The sequence below is a fragment of the Bifidobacterium reuteri DSM 23975 genome, assembly GCF_000741695.1.
GTDB lineage: Bacteria > Actinomycetota > Actinomycetes > Actinomycetales > Bifidobacteriaceae > Bifidobacterium > Bifidobacterium reuteri.
The window spans coordinates 274541-293396 of the sequence record NZ_JGZK01000002.1 but is presented as its reverse complement, the minus strand read 5'-3'; the positions used below and the strand labels follow the sequence as shown (position 1 = coordinate 293396).

The window sequence follows — 18856 nt, the reverse complement described above, 5'->3', positions numbered from 1 at the left end:
GGTGGCATGCAGGTGACGATGATCGACGAGAGCACATACGCCGAGACGATGGAGCGCACGGTGGTGCCGGCGCTCCTTCAATGCCGCGAAGAAGGATGGTTCGACCCGTCCGCCGCCGAACGGTCGGCGGGGCTCGAGCCATTGCCCGGTCTGATGGACACCGGCGGCCGATCCGGGCAGCTGCACTATGTGTGCTATGACGCCGGCAAGTTCGACGCCATCCGGGAGGCGGGCGCTACGGCCACATTCCGCGGTGCCATCGTCATCAGCCACGGTTTCACCGAGTTCGCCGAAAAATACGACGAACTGGTCTGGTACTTCCTGCTCGCCGGATACTCGGTGTGCGTGCTCGAGCATCGCGGACACGGCAAATCCTCGCGCGACGTGGACAACCACTGCATGGTATGGATCGACGATTGGAAGCGCTATGTGGCCGATCTCGCCGGATTCGCCCAGACCATCGGCCAGCGGTACGCGGCCGGCATGCCGATCAACCTGTTCTGCCACTCGATGGGCGGCGGCATCGGGGCGGCGGTGCTCGAGCAATACCCGTCCTTGTTCGACAAGGCCGTGCTGTCCGCGCCGATGATCGCTCCCGCCACCGGCATGCCGCTGCCGTTGACGCGCATACTGGTGGGGGCGATCTGCGGTCTGGGCTTCGGGAAGAAGCGCGTGTTCGGCCAGAGCGATTTCACCCCCGAATTCTCGATGCAGGGCAACGAGGGGGCTTCCGAAGCTCGCGAACGCTGGTATTTCAAGCTGCGCTGCGAGCATCCGGAATATCAGACCTATTGCGCGTCTTTTGAGTGGGTGCGTCAGGCGCTCAAACTCAGCAGGGCCATTCTGAGCCCTGCGGCCTGCGCCGAAGTGGAGGCTCCGGTGCTGCTGTTCCAGTCCGGGCGCGACATCTGGGTGCTCAACAAGCCCCAGAACCGTTTCATCCAATTGATCAAGGACGGCGGCGACGAAGCTACATTGGTGCGATTCAACGAATCCCGCCATGAGATCTTCTCGATGCCGAATGCCGTGTACAAGCCGTATCTGGAGAAGATCCTCAGCTTCTACGACGATCCGATGATTGCCAGCGCCTCGTACTGATTCGGTGCCGCGCGCTGGCGCCGAAGCTGGGTTTCGACAAGAGTTTGAAATTATCCCATTGATGACGTATTGACTACGTAGCCGAATGTTGCTGTTCATCTAGAGTTCACTCTGGTGTCATCTTCATCTCCACCCGATTTTATCCGGTAGGAGAACAATGAAATTATGGGCATAATGTCTTCTCTTCGTCGCCGCGCCGCAGCGGTAGCGGCAATCGTGTGCGCCAGCGCGCTCGCGCTGGCCGGCTGCTCGTCGAGCTTCAAGGTAAATAACGGCGATTCGGGGACCTCCGACTCCAATACGCAGACGTTCACGCCGTCGGGTGGCAAATCCACCGCCACGCTGAGCATTGCGTCCGGTTCGGAGAACAAAGAGGTGGCCGCCGCCATCCAAAAGGCCGCCGACCAATCCAATGTGACCATCACCATGCATTACATGGGCTCGTTGGACATCATGAACGCGCTCAAGAAGGGCGGCGAGAACTACGACGCCGTCTGGCCGGCCTCCTCCATGTGGATTTCCATGGGCGACACCAAGCACGTCGTCAAGGATGCCACCAGCACATCCACCACTCCCATCGTGTTCGGCATCGCGAAATCCAAGGCCATCTCCCTGGGATGGGCCGACGATTCCGGCAAGACCAAGCCGGTCTCCACCGCAGACATTCTCAAGGCGGTCAGCGACGGCAATCTCAAGTTCTCGATGACCTCGGCCACCCAGTCGAACTCGGGCGCATCCGCCTATCTGGCCTTCATGACCGCCCTGCGCGGCGGCGACCAGCCGCTGAGCGAGCAGGATCTCGACAACGCCCAGCTCAAAGAGTCCGTGGCCAAGCTGCTGTCCGGCGTGGACCGCTCCTCCGGCTCCTCGGATTGGCTCAAGGACATGGTGGTGGCCAATCCGGATCGATTCGACTCGATGGTCAACTATGAATCGCTGGTCATCCAGGCCGATAAGACCCTGACCAAGAACGGCCACGACCCGCTGCTCACCGTGTACCCGTCCGACGGCATTGCCGTGTCCGATTCGCCGCTCGGCTACGTGGATCGCGGGCAGAACCTCAAGGATGCATTCGACAGCTTCGCCAAGGCCTTGAGCGCCAAGGAGACGAAGATCGAATTCGAGCGCGCTGGACGCCGTACGGGCCTGGGCGGCGCCCTCGCCTATGCGTCAGACAGTCAGGTGAAGGAATCCTTCCGCTCCGAATGGGGCGTCAACACCGATGCCTCCACGCTGAAGACCATCCCACTGCCCGCCGCATCGGTGATCAACAGTGCGCTCAACGTCTACCAGACCGCGCTGCGCAAGCCGAGTTGGACCATTTGGGTGGTTGACTACTCCGGCTCCATGTCGGGAGAAGGCAAGGATGGCGTGGTCAAGGGACTCAATGCCGCTCTCAGCCCGGAAGAAGCCAAAGCCTCCTACATCGAACCCGGCGATGAGGATGTGAACATCCTCATCCCCTTTGAATCCGAGGCGCATGCGCCCATCGTGGCCAACGGCGCCAATACCGGCACCCTGCTGAGCCAGGCCCAGAGCACTGAAGCCAGCGGTGGCACCGACATCTATCAGGGCCTTGAATCCGCACTCGGCCAGCTGCCGACCGAATCCGAGGCGTCCAAGTACACGGTGGCCATCGTACTGATGACGGACGGCCGCTCCACGACCGACAATCAATCCAACTTCGAGCGCGATTACAAGTCCTCGGGCCGCGATGTGCCGGTCTTCTCCATCATGTTCGGCGATGCCGACCCCAGCCAGCTGAAGTCGCTCGCCACGCTGAGCAATGCCAAGGTGTTCGATGGCCGCTCCGGCGACTTGGCGTCCGTGTTCCGTCAGGTCAAGGGGTTCAACTGATGCTTCAGGTGATTTGCGGATTCATCGTAGGACTTGCGTTCGCGGGGCTTGGCTTCTGGGTAGCCGGCGGTGGTGTGGTCGGTGTCGGCGTGGCTGTGGTGTTGGCCGGACTCGGCTATGTGGCCGCGTCCACGCTGACCGAGCCCGAGCGTCGCATCGGCAAGATGCTGGCCTCCGCATTACCCAACGGCCAGAAGGCGGCCGATACCATTGACGCCGCCAATGCCCGGCTGAAGTCGATCTCCGCACTGACCGCTCAGGTGCGCGATCCATATGTACGCGCCGAGGCCAACGATTTCATCGTGGCCACGCGCGATCTGGTGAACTACGTAACCCGCGACACCTCCGCCTACCAGACACTGCGCCATTACATCACCGTGTACGGCGAGCAGACCGAGCAATTGCTGCGTTCCTACATCGATGTGGAAAGCTCCGGCGCACACGATCAGATCGCCAAGGCGCGCACGGAAACCATCGAGGCGCTGCAGGTGCTCGAACGCACGGCAGCGGGCGAGCTCAGTCGTGCGGTCAGCAGCAAGACGTTGGGTATTGCGGCTGATTCCGACGCCATCCAGCGTCTGGCCCGCATGGACGGATACGACACTGAGACAGCGGCTGCGGCGGCGTCTGAAGCCACGTCAGCGCCGGCGTTGACTTCCGGCGCGAACGCTGCGGGAATCCATGGGGTTACAGGATTGCCGCAGGGGCTCGTCGGCAAGCAGCAGGCGCAACCGGTCGCGGTTCGGCCGATGGCAGCTGATCAGCGGAATCAAGAAGGGCAGCACAAGCAGCAATGAACCTATCAAAATCGAAAATCATCGGCCTAATCGCCCTGCTCGCGGTAGTGGCGATCGTGGGAGGTGCCTTCGTATGGCGCCAGGCGCAGCCCAAACCGGCGGCCCCGGTCGAGAAAGTCAGCGTCACCGGCTACCTCGGCGGCGAGAAGATTGGCCTGTTCGATGACGCCAAATTCAAGGAACTCGCAGCGGAGCAGGGGCTCAACGTCGACTATCGCAAGGCCGGATCTCTGGCCATGATGGACGCGGATGCCAATGGCATGGATTACCTGTTCCCCTCGTCGCGCGCCGCCGTGGAATATGGCAAGGCCAAAGGTGTGAAGGCCACCCAGAGCGACATCGTCTTCAACTCGCCAATCGTACTGTATACGCATAAGGCGGTCGCCGAGGGGCTGGTCTCCGGTGGGCTGATCACCAAAGACGATTCCGGCGCCTACCACATGGACATGGCCAAGGCCGTGGACGCGATGGTCAACAGCAAGACCTGGGCGGACGTCGGCTATGCGGCCGGCTACGGACAGTTCCGTATCGACTCCACCGACCCGGTGCAGTCGAACTCAGGCAACGAATACGCGGCGCTGATCGCCACCGTCTTGAACGGCGGCCAGCCGGCCACCACCGAATCAGTGGCGCGCGACGGCGAGACTATCAAGGCTATTTTCGCCAAGTCGGGCTGGATGGAGACCTCCTCCGAGGATTCGTTCAACCAGTTCCTGACACTGGGCGTCGGCTCGAAGCCGATGATGGTCGGCTATGAATCGCAGCTGCTGGACCTCGCGGTGAACCAGCCGGACGCGTTCAAGCAGATCAAGGACGACGTGGTGATCGTCTACCCGACGCCGACCGTGTGGAGCACGCATACGCTGATGGCGCTGGATGACAAGGGAGTGAAGCTTCTGGATCTGCTTAAGAGCCAGAAGGTGCAGAAACTGGCATGGGAGCGTCACGGCTTCCGCGCGGCCAACTTCGCCGGCACCGATCCGATCAAGCGGTTCGGCGTGCCCGGCACGCTCGACCAGATCCCGGCCGTCTCCGAATTGCCCAACAACGACGCCATGCAGCAGCTCATCACCGCGCTCCAAGGCGTGCAGCCGCAGCAGTAGACAATCATCGCGGTACACCATCGTCCATAACCTCTCACATCTGTCACACCTGTTACGAAAGGAATCATCATGGCCAACACAATCACCCTTGCGGACCTTGCCAAAGGCGGCACCGCGGCAGTCACCAACCCGTCGCTCGGCACCGGCGCCGGCGCTGCGAATGGCGCTCTGGTACCCACGGCCGCCGAAGCCGAGGCGGTCGCCTCGCTGACCCCGGACCAGCAGATCGCCAAGCTGCCGGCCGACGACCAGCAGTCGGTCAACCAGCTCGCCGCGCAGATCGACTTCACGCGCGACGGCATCGAATCGTCGTACGGCAAGGACGCCCAGCGCGCCACCTCCACCTTCGCCGACGAGATCCTCTCCGAAACCCGCTCCAAGGACACCGGCGAGGCCGGCGAGCTGCTCAACACCATGCTCGTGACCATCGATGAGGCCGAACTTGGCGGATTCCGCAAGATTCCGATCATCGGACAGGTGGCCGTCTCCATCGACAAGCTGCGCCGCCGCTACCAGAAGGTCGATTCGCAGATCGACGAGATCATCACCAAGCTCGAGCGCGCGCAGGCGCGACTGGTCGCGGACATCTCCATGTACGACACGATGTACGCGCAGAACGCCCAGCAGTACCGCGAACTCAAGATCACCGTGCTGGCCGGCAAGAAGGCGCTCGCCGACTTCCGCGCGACTCAGCTGCCGGCGCTGGAGGCCGAAGCGCAGAAGAGCGGCGACCCGATGCAGGCGCAGCTGCTCAAGGACTTCAAGGCCAAGCTGGACCGTTTCGAGAAGCGACTCGACGATCTGGACCGCATCTCCGTGGTGACGCTGCAGACCGCGCCGCAGATCAAGATCATCCAGAACGCCGACCAGACCATCGTGGACAAGATCGACACCACCATCTCCACCACCATCCCGGTGTGGAAGAGCCAGATGGTGATCGCGCTGGGTCTGTCCAACCAGCGCAAGGCGTTGGACCTGCAGAACAAGGCGGACGACGTGACCAACAAGCTGCTGCAGAAGAACGCGGCCGCCCTGCACAAGGGCGCGGTGGACGCCGAGAAGGCCAACCAGCGCTCCGTGGTGGAGATCGACACGTTGGAGAAGATCAACTCCGAGCTCATCGCCACCCTGAAGGAGACCGTGCAGATTCAGAAGGAAGGCAAGGCCAACCGCGAGGCCGCGCAGGTCAAGATGCGCCAGATTGAGGCCGACCTCAAGAACGCCCTGATCGAAAACGCCCAGCAGATGTGAGCCTGGCGCGTTCCCAGTATGTCGCGTCAGAAGTTCGTTGATTATCGTCGGCTCCCCTTGTCAGGGGAGCTGGCCCGCGAAGCGGGACTGAGGGGTAGTTCGTCAACGAGTTTCCGACGCGGGACACTGAGTGCATCTCCAGGAATACGCCGGCTGATGCAAAACGGCGGAATTTCGCGGATTCCAGCGTTATTTCTCTGTGAGCATAATTGTGGAATGATTGCCCGCCCAGGGAATTGGATGAAGTGAAGGTCAAAGGTTGAGAGCCCGGGAGGTTCCGGAACCGGCCACGATAGCTGTCGCCTCCCCGCCAGCGCGGGGAGTGCGGCGGCAAGCCAAGCAGGTTCTCTCCTATTCAAGGAGTACCGATTATGGCAATGTTTCCGGCTTTGATGAATGACACGATGTTCTCTGATATGTTCGATGACCCGTTCTTCGAGGGCTGGCGCAACATGGACAGTCAGGTGGCTGCGGCCATGCCGGCGAACATGATGAACACGGATGTTCGTGAGACCGCCAAGGGCTACGACGTCGATATCGACATGCCTGGCTTCAAGAAGGACGATATCAAGCTCGAGCTCAACAACGGCTATCTGACCGTGTCCGCCTCGCGCAGCAGCGAGCATGAGGACAAGGCCCCTGAGTCCGCGGACGCCTCGGCTTCCGCTTCCAAGGATTCCAGTGAGCAGTGCGCATGCGGCACGAACGAATCCGGTCGCTGGCTGCGTCGCGAACGCTACATGGGCACCTGCTCTCGCAGCTTCTACGTCGGCGACGATGTGAAGGAATCCGACATTCATGCCAGCTACAGCAACGGCATGCTGTGCATCCAGGTTCCGAAGATGCAGGCTCAGCCGCAGGTCGAGACCAAGCACCAGATCGCTATTGAGGGCTGATTCCACAGGTTGCTTCGATTCCGAGTCGTAAGCTCGTTCCGAAGCCCAGTGCCGAGAGTTGATGCCCAACGGCATACATCCGTTGGGCCGGCCTCCTGAACGAGGAGGCATCCGACTGGGTGTATGGAATGGAATAGCGACTAACGATGACCTGCTTCCTGCGCTGCCCATCCTACGTTTTCTACGCTGACTAGCCGATGGGCGGCGGGAAACAGAGCCAATGACATGCCGGACAAGGCGAATGCCTTGCCCGGCATTTTCGTATCTTGGAGCAGGTAGAGTGGCCCCGGAACCGGAAACAGAACCGGAAACTGGGAAAGGCACGGGGAGGTGCGGCCATGGCGAATGACGGCAGCAAACGAGAGAGCGCGGCGGCGAACCTCGCCGGCGGTCATGTGGTGTCCGCGCGTGCCACAGCGGTGGGCCTCATGGCCATTGTGCTGTGGAGTTTCATGGCCGGCACGGTCCGCATCGTCTCCGACGGTTTCGGCGCCACGCTTGGTTCGGCGCTGATCTATACCGTTGGCGGAGTGCTGCTGCTGATATTCCGCCGACCGGCGCCATTGAAGCAATTCCCGCGCAAGTACCTGATCGTCGGCGGTCTGCTGTTCGTGTTCTACGAGTCTTCGATTTCCTTGTCGCTTGGGCTGGCCTCGACCGACGCGTCCGCAGTGGAAGTGAGTCTGGTCAATTACCTGTGGCCCACGATGATGGTGCTGCTCGCGGCAGGTGTCTCGCATCGCCGTCACGCGATAGCCAGGGTGCTGCCGGGCGCGGTCGTGGCCACGGCTGGTGTGGCGCTCGCCGTGGGCGGTAATTCCGGGTTGGACTGGAATGCGGCGGTGGCGCATATTGCGGCGGATCCGTTGCCGTATGCGCTGGCGTTCTTCGGGGCGTTGGCATGGTCCGTGTACGCGGTGTTCACGCCGGCTTGGTCTCAGGGCGTGGACGGCACGTCGTTGTTCTTCCCGTGTGTGGCCGTGGCGTTGTGGATCATTCATTTCGCATCCGGCCAGGGTTGGCCGGAGCAGATGCCGAGCTTGGAATCATGGGTGTTCGTGGTGGTCTGTGCGGCGGTGATTGCAGGCGGCTATGCCTGTTGGGGTTACGGCATCCTGCACGGTTCGATGGAACGTCTGGCCATCGCCTCGTATGCCACGCCGGTGCTGTCCACCGCTGCCAGCGCGGTATTGCTCGGTCTGGCGCTGTCGTTGCCGTTCTGGGTGGGTGCGCTGCTGGTGGCTGCTGGCTCGGTGCTCAACTACTTGGTCACCGCGCGCAAGTAGGCCGCACGGCCGGCGCGTCCTACTTGGTGTTCCCCGTGAAACAGGCCTGACGGGTCTGGCTGGTCTGGGGGCTGCGGGCTGCGGAAGGTGGATTCGCCGGCGTACAGAGACAGTGATGGGCCAGGGACCAAGTCTGATGCAGCCGGTCGGTCGACGGTTATTTGCCGCGGCGCTCGGACGGCCGGCGCAACGGGTCAAGCAGCGTGGCCGGGTCGGAAATGCCGAACATGCTGCGCCCGCCGGTGGATTCCGGGTGACGCGCCAGAATCGCCAAAGAAATCGCTCCCGGCACCATGATGATCACCGCAATCGCGGCAAGCCCCCAACTCACGAGGAATCCGAGGGCAAGCGTAATCAGCGCCACCACGATGACAGTGCCGATGATGGTCGCCCATGCCTGTCTGCGTCCTGAGACCTTCAGCCATGAGGTGCGCGCCGGTTTCGGTTCTTGCGATGCTTGAGTCATACGTTCAGCATATGCCAGTTGTCGGTATTCGCGCGCGCCATTGTCCGTGGTGACGGAACGGATTCGCATGATTCGAGTGAAGGGCACCGGAAGGTAGTAGCGTAAGACATATGGATGAGAACGTGAATAATGCGAACGATGCGAACGCCCAGACTGCATATTTTGCAGGCGGCTGCTTCTGGGGTCTCGAACGTTACTTCCAGAATGTCGACGGCGTCATCGACACCACGGTCGGCTACGCGCAGTCGAATATCGAGAACCCCACGTATGAGCAGGTTTGTTCCGGGGCCACGGATGCGGCCGAGACCGTGAAGGTCACGTTCGACCCGGCTCGGGTGAGCCTGCGCACGCTGACGCTGCTGTTCCTCGAGGTCATCGACCCGTTCTCCGTGAATCAGCAGGGCGAGGATCGCGGACGGCAGTATCGCACTGGATTGTTCTATGCGAGCGATGCAGAGGGCGACTCCGGCGAAGCGCAGAGAGCCGCGCAGAAGGCCGTGTATATCGCGGCGCTCGAGCAGCTGGTGGACCGCCAGCCGCAGCGCCCGGCGGTCCTGGTCGAGCCGCTGCGCAACTTCTACCCAGCCGAGGACTACCATCAGGACTACCTCATCAACAATCCCGGCGGCTACTGCCATGTGCCTATCGCCGCCATCGCGAACGTGAAGCGCCGGCAGAAGTATGTGGAACGGATCTGGGACCTGACGCTCGAACAGTTCGCGGTCACGCAGCACGCGGCCACCGAACGCCCGTTCGTCAACGAATACGACCATGAGTTCGAGCCGGGCATCTACGTGGATATCGTCAGCGGGGAACCGCTGTTCTCCTCGCGCGACAAGTTCGATTCCGGCTGCGGCTGGCCGGCGTTCTCGAAACCGCTCAAGGCCTCGCTACTCACCGAGCACGAGGACCATCGCATCCCTGGGCGCGACCGTATCGAGGTGCGCACATCCGAAACGCAGATTCATTTGGGCCATGTGTTCGAGGACGGTCCTGCGGATCGCGGCGGCCTGCGCTACTGCATGAATTCCGCCGCGCTCCGGTTCGTGCCGCGCTCGCAGATGGAGGCTGAGGGCTACGGCGCCTGGATTCCGGCGGTGGACGGTGAGGCTGGCGAACCGGCTGACTATTGCGCGTAGCGCTTTAGTGGTCCGTCTCGTAGTTGGTTGAGTGGTGTTGGCCCCCTCTGACGGGATGTTGCCGTGAAGCAAACAGCGGAGCTGTTTGTAGGCAACGTGCGAGCTGACAGGCGAGCTGGCAAAACCGCGCGCAGAGCGCGTCCCTGATTGCAGGACGGGCTGTCAGCGAAGCTGACTGGGGGAGAGACAGAATATGCAGTGCTCAATTATGTACGAGACAGACCACTAGCTGCTGACGTTACCGTTGCTTGATGTAGCGCGTACTGCGTCCAGCGCCGATTTTGATGATCGCGCCTGAGTTTACCAGCGCTCGCAAAGCCCGCTCTACCGTGGTTTCGCTGATGTCCGGCAGTCGTTCGAGGACCGCTGCTTTCGATAGTGGCGAAAGCGTCTGATCGAACAGCGCTGCGATTCGTTGTTCTTTGGTCGGCTTTGCCCGCTTGGTCGGCTTTGATTGGATTGTCGACGGTGTTGAGGAATCAGAAGAAATAGAACCGAGTATGCCAAATCGCTCGTCGAATTCCTTATATGCCCTCAGGATGACGCCGAGCAGATAATTGACGAACGGCGCGTAATCGTTGGCGTTCGCAGTCCAGCCTTGCGTGCTGGCGGCCAACGCTTCGTAATATGTCTCTTTGCTGCTTTCGATAAGACGTTCGATGCTGATGTATTTACCGATTTTGTATCCTGCGCGATACGTGAGCAGCAGTGTAAGCAATCGACTCATACGGCCGTTGCCGTCGTTGAACGGATGGATGCACGTGAAGTCGAACACGAACAAAGCGATGGCGAGCAGAGGGTCGGTGCGTCCGTCCTGAATCGTGGCGGCATAGGATGCGCACGCTTGCCCGACCAGTTCCGGTGTGATGAGAGCGTTGGGCGGCGTGAAACGAACGGAACTGTTGCCTGCGGCGTCACGTTCGACGATGAGGTTGTTCGTGTCTTTGAAATGGCCGCCGAAGATAAGTGGCGTGTGCCGGAACAGGTCGCGGTGCAGTTGGAGAATGACGTTCGGCGTGAGCGGGATGTAGTCGTGGTTCTCGTGAATGGTGGACAGTACATCCCGATATCCTGCGATTTCCTCTTCGTCACGGTTGCGCGGGGTGGTTTTCGCTGTAACCAGTGCGTTGAGCCTTTGGTCACTGGTGGAGATGCCTTCGATGCGGTTGGATGCGCTGGTGCTTTGAATGCGGGCGATCGCCGTCATGGATTCCAGTGTTTCCGGATGAATCGCCGCTTGTACGCTTTGCCGTCCTTTGGCTTCGTGGATTGCGGTCAGCAGGTTGATGGTTCGTGGCGTAAGCAGCGCTTCCGCTGTGTGGGCGTAATCAAACTGCTTCATGCTGTGTCATGCCGCCTTCCTTGGACTGCAGTGTTTTCTGCCTCATGTTCCGATTTTCTGCATCATATCATGTCAGAATGATGCAGAAAACTTGCGATGATGCAGTAAATGATGCAGGAACCACGTCGGATGGTCTTTCGCATCACCCCGCCAGATGCCGGTATAGTTCCGGGTCGAGCGACCGCGCCAACCGCAGCGTGGACAGCGTGACCTTCACCGTGCCGGTCCCGTCCGCGTTTGGTTTAGTGGTCAGGCGCGGATTATCGAATGCAGCGACGTGACCCACGTAGTAGTACTTGCCGTCCTTGGCTTCCGCCTTGCGCATGACGAACAGCGGCACGAAATGCGTCCGCTGCCGTATCGATCGTAGATCGCTTGTGGATCTATGCGTTCTGCTGGCGAGAGATACGGCCTCATGGATCACGATGAGCGACGTGAGCAGCAATCGGACTGCATCGGCTCGGTCGTCGGCTTTGGCTGATGATGGACGGAAGCGGATGCCGTTCGGATTGTGCGTGATAAGGAGCAGGTGATGATGAGAATTCCCGCATGCGTGATATTCGCGATGCCGAAAGGCGAGCAGATCCGCTGGTTCACTACCGTGGTCGAAGCGACCGAGGCCGACGGCGAGACCGCAATCACATCACCGGACCGGCTGCAGCGGCTGCTGGTTTCTGCACGCCCTGAGGCCGTATCCGTCATGTTGTTGGCCGACGGCTGGGGTAAGGATGCTGGCGATCGCGAAGACGATGCGGCCTAGCCGCGCAGAGGATCGATCGCGCATGTTCGACGGTGCTGACTGTCTGAAATGTCCGTCACCGCTCGAACATGGAGGCAAGTCGCTCCAATCCGGCTGTTCTGTCTGGCTTCCCCACATACAGGCGCAGTGCTTGTTCGGGGTCCATCTCGAACAAGGCAATGGAAGATGGTACGTCTTCTCCGTATATCGCTTGGAGCTGTTTCTCCATGAATGGGAAATATGTGGCACCGCGTCTGACCAACAGCTTGCGATGCTCGCGAGGTGGAACATAAGGCTCTGTGGATTGCTCAGCATTGCGTTCTTCGGCGTTGCTCAAGCTATGAAGTTCAGGAATCAGCGGAATCTGGCCCGGCATCACGAAAGCGTTGCCCGCGATGACCGATGGCCGGGAATCGGCACTGCCTCGCGATATGCCGCCGTCCTCGTCGGACGCCGCTGCGTTCACCACGGTTCCCTCACTCATCTCCTGTGGCATCAAGGCCATCAGATAGAAATACTGCTTGACGATGTCCTTCATGCCCGGTGTGCGGTCGACTTGGCCTTTCGGCTTCTTTCCGCGTTCGGAAGGGAAGACAGGCTTATATCGTGGAATGTAGTACTTCGCATCGATGATGTAGCGTTTGCTTCCATCGCGATTAAGCGCGACCACGTCCGGTTCCAGCGGCGATCCAGCCGCATTGTGCGTTTCGTCGGAATCGTCTTCGGTGATTTCGCCGGCAGAAATCGTTGTTTTGGTTGTTGCCTGGTGATAGCTGTCGGCCCAATCCAACGGTTCGTAGTAGTCCCATTGCGGTGGCTGCGTGGCGTGCAGCGACTCCTCGTCATTGAACACCACCTTGCATGCGTCTTCCCATACCAAGTTGAACGAACATGTGCCCTGCGCGAGCAGCGGCATGATCTGCCCGCTGCTGCGCATCTCCAGATACTGGATCAACGCGCGCAACAGCAGTCGTTTTCGCGTGACGAATTGTACGCGCAGTTCCTTCCATAGCAATCGGCATAATTGATCGCGATCGCCGAGCTCGGAGAGTGTTTTCGGCGATGGCTCCGCAGTCGGCAGATGGAACAGCATGTTCAGCCCGGATGATTCCAGATAGCGTGAGATGTCTGTGATGACTGCGGCTTGAATCGAGCGGATAATGGTTGTCGTGTCGGAGGTGGATCGTGTACTGACGATGTCGACATATACGGGCTTACTCGATGCAGACCGTAATGGCACAATCTGATTGACGGTGCGGTTCCAGTCGATTTCACCGAGTCCATTTAGCTCGGTGATGCGGCGGCTGGACTGGTAGAGACCGTTCTCGGCGAAATCCTCGAGCAGGAACCGATACAGGTCGATGAGGTTGCCGCTGTTGTTGTCGGTGCTGGCCTCGTATCCGAAGCCGATGGCATCGTTCTTGTGGTTGGGATTCCTGAGATATTGACGTATCGCGTTCAGAATTGCCGCGAACTCTTCTAGCATGTGCGTTTCATGGCCGCGGATGATGTCAGGCGTGACGCCGCGATAATACTTGGGCAGCACAAGAAACATGAACTGTCCGACGTTGAGCAATCCCACGAAATTGAACCGGTAGGTATCCGCCGTGGATATTCCGGGAGTGTTTCCCGCGCGCTGTTGGAATACAGGGGAATTGTTGATGCGCAGGCTCAGCAGGTAATCGCGTAGGGTGAGCAGCGAGCCATCTGAGCCAGAACTTCCGGCGGGGGCGGTGATGGTGCTTCCATCAGGCGGCGCGATTCTGGCGCGGCACAGCTCCGCAAGCGTATACGGCTGCTGTTCGCGGAAGACGCAGTCTGCAATGATGCGATGCAATTGGGTCATACGGATGCTGCCCGCGATCACTCGTTGGACTTATTGAAGATATCGAATCGGATCTTGTCCCATGCGCTGAACAATGACTGCAGCGTCAAGCCTTCTATACTCGAGGTATTTCCGCTGCTGATTCGGGCTGCGTTGAATACTTTGTCACGGTTGTACCGTGCTGCATCCTCGAACAGGTACATGATGACCTTATTCTTAAACGCATCGTCGAATTCCGGTGTGCCGACGGCCATCTTTGGATCGCCGAGGAAGAACGGGCCAAGTAGCTTATCCTCAGACACCTTGGCCTTGGTGAGCAGCAGCTTATTGATGATGGTGCGCCACTGCTTCCATGTGGAATCTGTGATTTCATCGGCTCCGGCATCGATGTCGATATAGCGGAAACTCCAGCGACGTTTGAACGCGGTGTCCATGGGGTACACGCCCTGATCGGCGGAGTTCATCGTCGCCCAGATGAGCATGTTCTTGGGAATGGCGATGGACAGCGACGTGGGCGCAGAGCCTTCGGTCGTGATTCCAGTCTGTTTTGTGGTTTTCAGTAGCTGTTCCCGGCCGGCTGGTCCAAGTTCCTTCCACAGATAGGACTTCATGTCCTCGCTGACAGTGACGGGATAGGTGCTTACGCCGGAGCCGTCACGGTCCAAGAGCTGGAAGATATCGCCGAACACTGCTGCTGGATCGGCGCGGTTGATCTCCTCGATGACCAGTACGTGCTCGTTGTCGGGGTCCTTGAGCGCATCGATAAGCACGCGGGTGAACGGGCCGGGTGTGAACGCATAGGTGAAATCCGCGGTTCCGTCTGCGGTGGTAATGGCCTGCGGGCGGAACGAGCCAACGAACTGAGCGTGAAGGTAATCCGAATAGAACGTCACACGTTCGTAGCGTCCGTCGAACTGCTCCAATCCCTTGTTAAGCGTATAGCTTTTGCCGGTTCCGGGAGCGCCGAAGTAGATGAGATTGCGGGAAGCTGAAGGTGCTGTATTCTCTGTAAGGAATTGCGCATAATATTTGATGCCTTTGGGTGTGAATCCTTGTTCGGCGATTTCCGTATCTGTTGCAGAATATAACTTCTTGACCGGTGTCCAGTCGTCGCCGAGGCGCTGAAGCCGAGCGGCATCCACGACTTGCCATAGGTGTTCAAAAGTGGGCAGATATGCGGTTACTGGTATGTGGGCTCCGTCTGCTCTTGGAATACGGTAGGAGTCTTCAAATTTATCCAGCGCTTTAACGTATTGTGAGTAGCTCTTATCTTTCTCCCACTGTTGTTTGCGCATCCAAGCGTCGAATAAGTTGCGCCGGAATTCCCATTCGTTGATTGTCCCAGATGTGCTTCCCGCTAGGCATCGCGCATAATACAAATCCGTAAAATCAAGCAGATGGGGTGTGCTGGAAATCGGTGTCGAGGAACGATCGAGCCAGAGTGTCAAGCTGTTCTGGTTCTCGCTATAGAACTGGTCCAGGGACATCTTAGAGCCATTGAAGTGGATGGAACCTGGCCGATCATCAGCATTGTTGGAGTTGACTACGGGATGCTTGGCTGAATGGACGTCCGTGAGAACGAATTCGTTGTCGTTTTGTGTTTTCGCGAACGTGAGCACCACATCGCTGTCGCGGTATTTATCGGAATCAAACATGCCGTTCGGCAGATCGAAGGTCTGCCCTGCTTCGCAGTAGTCCAGCGAGAGCCGGCCGCGGTTGTCGTAATGGCCTCGTCCGTCGGTAGAGATGAGCAGTGCAAAAATACGCCCGCTACCCTGGGAGAACAGTTCGTGGAATTCCTTCGTCTCCGTCATGATGCCCCACCTTCGTTGTTGAGTTGATGCCATCCTATCGCATACGTTTTCATATTGCTTGAATCAACGAAGACGACATTGGGCTGCAGTTAGGGGTCTTGATCGGATGCGTAGCAGGGCCGTTTGTGAGTGTGGCATGTTCCCGGCTGCTCCGAGGTTTCGCCCCGTTGACGGGCCGTGAGCGGGGTTGTTTCTTTGTTGGCTAGAGGTATTGCCCCGCTAACGGGGATCCGCCAAGCCCCGCCAAGACTGCAGTGCGCACAGCACGGTTCCGTTCCTTATGATGGCGGCTCCGACAACGTTGATGATTTTGGTCTCTGGCTTCATGCTGCCCAGGATGCCTCGCCGCAAGATCCACAAGCGATCCACGATCTCTGGCTGTTTTGCTGAGCAGATCCTGATTCACTGAACACAGTTGAAGATCGTCGGAATGCGGGCGCTCTGAGGAAGCTTTGGCGTCTGCGGATTGAGCGGCAAAGGAGATGGCGATGACGAACGTGCCTCATATTGACAACTTGGTATGTGTGACAGACAAGGGCAGGAGAAAGCAGATTCGTAGCGAAGCCAGGGCTTGCCACCATGAGGTGTGGCATCATGCTACATCTGCGCATAGGGAACAGATCGAGCGACGAATGCACGAGTTGGACGAACGGGTCGAGGCCAAAGCGCGTGAGCAATACCGACAACGTGTGATCTATCCTCGTGACGAATGCTATCAGTTGGATGGTGCGACGTATATTTCCGCCGAAGCGTTTGAGGGGATTCTCGGCAAAGAGCAAACGCACTACATGTTGTGGAAGAACATAGGTGTCGATGATCGGACGGCTGCGTATTGGGAGTCTCCGGATGTCATGAACTATCTGTTGGAATGCAGTATTGACGACGGCGATGGAGGTGAGTGCTGTTTCACGGATGCGCAGTCGATCGACTATGCGCGTTCGTGCGCGTTCACTCCAGCCGAGATGCTGCTGCGGCAGGATGCCGATAAGTGCGTGGAACACGCTGCGGATGATGGTCTCAATTATGCGTTATGCGGCCATCCTGACGTCGATGTAATCGAATGTGCAGGATATGCCGTGTTCCTGTCATCGCGCAATCCGAGCCGGGCGGTCCGTGCCGAATATCGCGGGGATACGTGGATTATGCAGGCATTCGAACGGTATCGCCCATGGGGCATTCCCGTACGCTTCGACTGGCGTGATGCGCCGCGTGAACAATTCGATTCCGACTATCGATGTCGATTTCTGGCGGCACGGTCGGCATTCGATTGCGCGGTCACATGGGTGGATGCCGAAGCATGGTGAGCGTGCTGGATGTGTCGGACGTACCGAGAGCGTCTAATGTCCTCGTGCATCAATGACTTTTCCGATCATACTAGTAAAAGTTCCTCATTGGGATATACTTTTACTAGTATACTAGTAAAAGTGCGGAGGTGATGATGGCTGAGGCCTTGAAGGCTCGTCCGATGTATCTCGACAAACTGCTCGCGGTCAAAGACAATGGGCTGATTAAGGTCGTTACGGGTATGCGGCGATGCGGCAAATCATCGCTTCTCGCGCTTCTCTCCCAGCGGCTTGTCGACGATGGTGTGCCGGCGGACCATGTCATTTCCATTAATCTCGAATCCTTCCAATACAGTGCGTTCGACTACGCCCAGCTATACCGGCATCTTGATGGTCTCATGCAAACCGGCGGCCGATATTATCTGCTGCTCGATGAGGTGCAACTCATCGATGGATGGGAGAAGGCGGTCAACGCGTTGCGCGTCGATAAGGATGCTGATATCTATCTGACTGGCTCGAACGCGCATCTGCTATCCAGCCAATTGGCGACGTTGCTGTCCGGCCGCCACATAGAGATTCGTGTATTCCCGCTGTCGTTCAGTGAGTTTCTGCAGTACACCGGGGTGGGCGCATCTCCGGCCGATCGGGCTTCCGCTTTCGACCGGTACACCCGTTACGGCGGTCTGCCACCTGTCGTGGATCAGGGTGCCAACCAGTCACTGGCACATACGGTGCTTTCCGGAATCTACGACACGATTCTCGTACGGGATATCGCCCAGTACCTGCAGATTCGCAATCCCATGGTGTTCAATGATGTCGCTCGCTACCTAGCTGACACGGCGGGCTCGCCTGTCTCCATCAACAAAATCGAGCATCGACTCAAGAGCGCGAGGCGGACCACCGCGAACGAAACCATCGAGCGATATATCTCCGGACTGCTGGACGCATTTCTGTTCTATCGGGCCCAGCGCATCAATGTGAAGGGCGGGGATTACCTGCAGGGGCTCAATAAATACTATCCGGCTGATCTCGGCATCAAAAACATGTTGCTGGGGTACCCGGCGGGGGATTTCGGTTTTCTTCTGGAGAACGTCGTCCATAACGAGTTGCGTACGCGGGGATACGAGGTTCAGGTCGGCAAAATGGACGGCTTGGAGATTGATTTCGTTGCCACTCGCACGCGTGACGACCTTACGTTGGAGCGGCTATTCATCCAAGTCAGCGTCAGTATCCTGGACACTCACACGAGGGAACGCGAACTTGAGCCGCTGCGTCGGCTCGGCAATGCAAGGCTATCCGGGCGGCGAATCGTGCTGACGTTGGATACGTTCGGCTTGGGGTCCACGAATGACGGCGTTGATGTCATCAATGCCGTCGACTGGCTGACGATGTAGATGTAGCTGGACTGCAGGCTGGCGGCGCGTGAGTGGGGCGGGTTCTCAGCTGGTCCGAGGTTTTGCTTCGCTGATCGGTTGTAAGCGGGGCGACCTGTCGGTCGAGTCGAGGTTTTGCCGCGCTGAGGGATGATTGGCGGGGTTGTTTCTTGGGCGGCTAGAGGTTTTGCTTCGCTGACGGGATGTGAGTGGGATGAAGTGTCGGCTGGTCCGAGGTTTCGCCTCGCTGAGGGATGATTGGCGGGGTTGTTTCTTGGGCGGCTAGAGGTTTTGCTTCGCTGGCGGGCTGTGAGTGGGGCGGATGCATGGCTGGGCCGAGGTTTTGCTTCGCTGACAGGTTGTGAGTGGGGTGGAATGTCGGCTGGCTAGAGGTTCTGCCCTGCTGAGAATGGAATAGTGGAGCAGGTTGTCGGCTGGTCCGAGGTTTTGCTTCGCTGGCGGGCTGTGAGTGGGATGAAGTGTCGGCTGGGCCGAGGTTTCGCCTCGCTGAGGGATGATTGGCGGGGTTGTTTCTTGGGCGGCTAGAGGTTTTGCTTCGCTGGGAATGGGGTAGTGGAGCAGGTTGT

Annotated in this window: 15 protein-coding genes and 2 pseudogenes; 12 read left to right on the top strand and 5 right to left on the bottom strand. The window is 59.0% G+C overall.

Annotation, left to right across the window (positions count from 1 at the left end; all coding sequences use genetic code 11):
• Positions 1-6 precede the first annotated feature (6 nt).
• The 8 genes and pseudogenes from BREU_RS02630 (at position 7) to yddG (ending at position 8288) form a co-directional block, all read left to right on the top strand.
• Entirely contained in the window at positions 7-1098 is a 1092-nt protein-coding gene (locus BREU_RS02630) for an alpha/beta fold hydrolase (protein WP_044089537.1), read from the top strand.
• Between the two features lie 174 nt (positions 1099-1272).
• A pseudogene (locus BREU_RS12575) lies at positions 1273-2223 on the top strand (substrate-binding domain-containing protein); the annotation flags it as partial.
• Positions 2224-2355: 132 nt separating this feature from the next.
• Positions 2356-2955 (top strand): annotated as a pseudogene (locus BREU_RS12570) (vWA domain-containing protein); the annotation flags it as partial.
• The gene (locus BREU_RS02620; protein ID WP_238566981.1) at positions 2955-3752 is read left to right on the top strand and encodes a hypothetical protein; all 798 of its coding nucleotides are present in this window, start codon (positions 2955-2957) and stop codon (positions 3750-3752) included. The pseudogene BREU_RS12570 and the gene BREU_RS02620, both read left to right, overlap by 1 nt.
• Complete coding sequence (locus tag BREU_RS12080; RefSeq protein ID WP_044089506.1) at positions 3749-4855, top strand: substrate-binding domain-containing protein; 1107 nt, start codon at positions 3749-3751, stop codon at positions 4853-4855. The genes BREU_RS02620 and BREU_RS12080 overlap by 4 nt, the downstream gene beginning before the upstream one ends.
• A gap of 69 nt (positions 4856-4924) precedes the next feature.
• Positions 4925-6106 (top strand): toxic anion resistance protein, encoded by a 1182-nt coding sequence (locus tag BREU_RS02610; RefSeq protein WP_238566980.1) that lies wholly within the window; start codon positions 4925-4927, stop codon positions 6104-6106.
• A gap of 371 nt (positions 6107-6477) precedes the next feature.
• Positions 6478-7002 carry an Hsp20/alpha crystallin family protein gene (locus BREU_RS02605; protein ID WP_044089505.1) on the top strand — a complete coding sequence of 175 codons (525 nt, stop codon included), beginning with the start codon at positions 6478-6480 and terminating at the stop codon, positions 7000-7002.
• Between the two features lie 338 nt (positions 7003-7340).
• A complete protein-coding gene (gene yddG / locus BREU_RS02600; RefSeq protein ID WP_044089503.1) occupies positions 7341-8288 on the top strand; it encodes an aromatic amino acid DMT transporter YddG in 948 nt (315 codons plus the stop codon).
• A gap of 157 nt (positions 8289-8445) precedes the next feature.
• On the opposite strand, the gene BREU_RS02595 is transcribed toward yddG, so the two are convergent.
• Positions 8446-8754 (bottom strand): hypothetical protein, encoded by a 309-nt coding sequence (locus tag BREU_RS02595; RefSeq protein ID WP_238566979.1) that lies wholly within the window; start codon positions 8752-8754, stop codon positions 8446-8448.
• A gap of 110 nt (positions 8755-8864) precedes the next feature.
• On the opposite strand from BREU_RS02595, the gene msrB reads away from it, so the two are divergent.
• The gene (msrB, locus tag BREU_RS02590; protein ID WP_044089502.1) at positions 8865-9893 is read left to right on the top strand and encodes a peptide-methionine (R)-S-oxide reductase MsrB; all 1029 of its coding nucleotides are present in this window, start codon (positions 8865-8867) and stop codon (positions 9891-9893) included.
• Positions 9894-10131: 238 nt separating this feature from the next.
• Here msrB and BREU_RS02585 read toward each other — a convergent pair whose 3' ends face one another.
• Both BREU_RS02585 and BREU_RS02580 read right to left on the bottom strand, forming a co-directional pair.
• Positions 10132-11235, bottom strand: coding sequence for a Fic family protein (locus BREU_RS02585; protein ID WP_044089501.1), 1104 nt, complete (start codon positions 11233-11235; stop codon positions 10132-10134).
• 142 nt (positions 11236-11377) lie between these two features.
• Positions 11378-11659, bottom strand: a complete 282-nt coding sequence (locus BREU_RS02580; RefSeq protein WP_269147448.1) for a DUF3427 domain-containing protein — start codon at positions 11657-11659, stop codon at positions 11378-11380.
• Positions 11660-11767: 108 nt separating this feature from the next.
• Here BREU_RS02580 and BREU_RS02575 point away from each other — a divergent pair, with 108 nt between their 5' ends.
• Positions 11768-11995: a hypothetical protein gene (locus BREU_RS02575; RefSeq protein WP_044089499.1), complete on the top strand. Its 228-nt coding sequence runs from the start codon at positions 11768-11770 to the stop codon at positions 11993-11995.
• A 55-nt stretch (positions 11996-12050) separates the two neighbouring features.
• Here BREU_RS02575 and BREU_RS02570 read toward each other — a convergent pair whose 3' ends face one another.
• Both BREU_RS02570 and BREU_RS11160 read right to left on the bottom strand, forming a co-directional pair.
• Positions 12051-13820 carry an LlaJI family restriction endonuclease gene (locus tag BREU_RS02570; protein ID WP_152598596.1) on the bottom strand — a complete coding sequence of 590 codons (1770 nt, stop codon included), beginning with the start codon at positions 13818-13820 and terminating at the stop codon, positions 12051-12053.
• Between the two features lie 17 nt (positions 13821-13837).
• Positions 13838-15613, bottom strand: coding sequence for an AAA family ATPase (locus tag BREU_RS11160; RefSeq protein WP_052381995.1), 1776 nt, complete (start codon positions 15611-15613; stop codon positions 13838-13840).
• 632 nt (positions 15614-16245) lie between these two features.
• Between BREU_RS11160 and BREU_RS02560 the strand changes: the two genes are divergently transcribed.
• Both BREU_RS02560 and BREU_RS02555 read left to right on the top strand, forming a co-directional pair.
• A complete protein-coding gene (locus tag BREU_RS02560; protein WP_052381994.1) occupies positions 16246-16917 on the top strand; it encodes a hypothetical protein in 672 nt (223 codons plus the stop codon).
• 131 nt (positions 16918-17048) lie between these two features.
• Complete coding sequence (locus BREU_RS02555) at positions 17049-18290, top strand: ATP-binding protein (protein ID WP_044089497.1); 1242 nt, start codon at positions 17049-17051, stop codon at positions 18288-18290.
• Positions 18291-18856 lie beyond the last annotated feature (566 nt).

Bases quoted from the DNA above. Each gene is read 5' to 3' on its own strand.
- BREU_RS02630 (WP_044089537.1), top strand. From the start codon at position 7: ATGCAGGTGACGATGATCGACGAGAGCACATACGCCGAGACGATGGAG.
- BREU_RS02620 (WP_238566981.1), top strand. From the start codon at position 2,955: ATGCTTCAGGTGATTTGCGGATTCATCGTAGGACTTGCGTTCGCGGGG.
- BREU_RS12080 (WP_044089506.1), top strand. From the start codon at position 3,749: ATGAACCTATCAAAATCGAAAATCATCGGCCTAATCGCCCTGCTCGCG.
- BREU_RS02610 (WP_238566980.1), top strand. From the start codon at position 4,925: ATGGCCAACACAATCACCCTTGCGGACCTTGCCAAAGGCGGCACCGCG.
- BREU_RS02605 (WP_044089505.1), top strand. From the start codon at position 6,478: ATGGCAATGTTTCCGGCTTTGATGAATGACACGATGTTCTCTGATATG.
- yddG (WP_044089503.1), top strand. From the start codon at position 7,341: ATGGCGAATGACGGCAGCAAACGAGAGAGCGCGGCGGCGAACCTCGCC.
- BREU_RS02595 (WP_238566979.1), bottom strand. From the start codon at position 8,754: ATGACTCAAGCATCGCAAGAACCGAAACCGGCGCGCACCTCATGGCTG.
- msrB (WP_044089502.1), top strand. From the start codon at position 8,865: ATGGATGAGAACGTGAATAATGCGAACGATGCGAACGCCCAGACTGCA.
- BREU_RS02585 (WP_044089501.1), bottom strand. From the start codon at position 11,235: ATGAAGCAGTTTGATTACGCCCACACAGCGGAAGCGCTGCTTACGCCA.
- BREU_RS02575 (WP_044089499.1), top strand. From the start codon at position 11,768: ATGATGAGAATTCCCGCATGCGTGATATTCGCGATGCCGAAAGGCGAG.
- BREU_RS02570 (WP_152598596.1), bottom strand. From the start codon at position 13,820: ATGACCCAATTGCATCGCATCATTGCAGACTGCGTCTTCCGCGAACAG.
- BREU_RS11160 (WP_052381995.1), bottom strand. From the start codon at position 15,613: ATGACGGAGACGAAGGAATTCCACGAACTGTTCTCCCAGGGTAGCGGG.
- BREU_RS02560 (WP_052381994.1), top strand. From the start codon at position 16,246: ATGCACGAGTTGGACGAACGGGTCGAGGCCAAAGCGCGTGAGCAATAC.
- BREU_RS02555 (WP_044089497.1), top strand. From the start codon at position 17,049: ATGATGGCTGAGGCCTTGAAGGCTCGTCCGATGTATCTCGACAAACTG.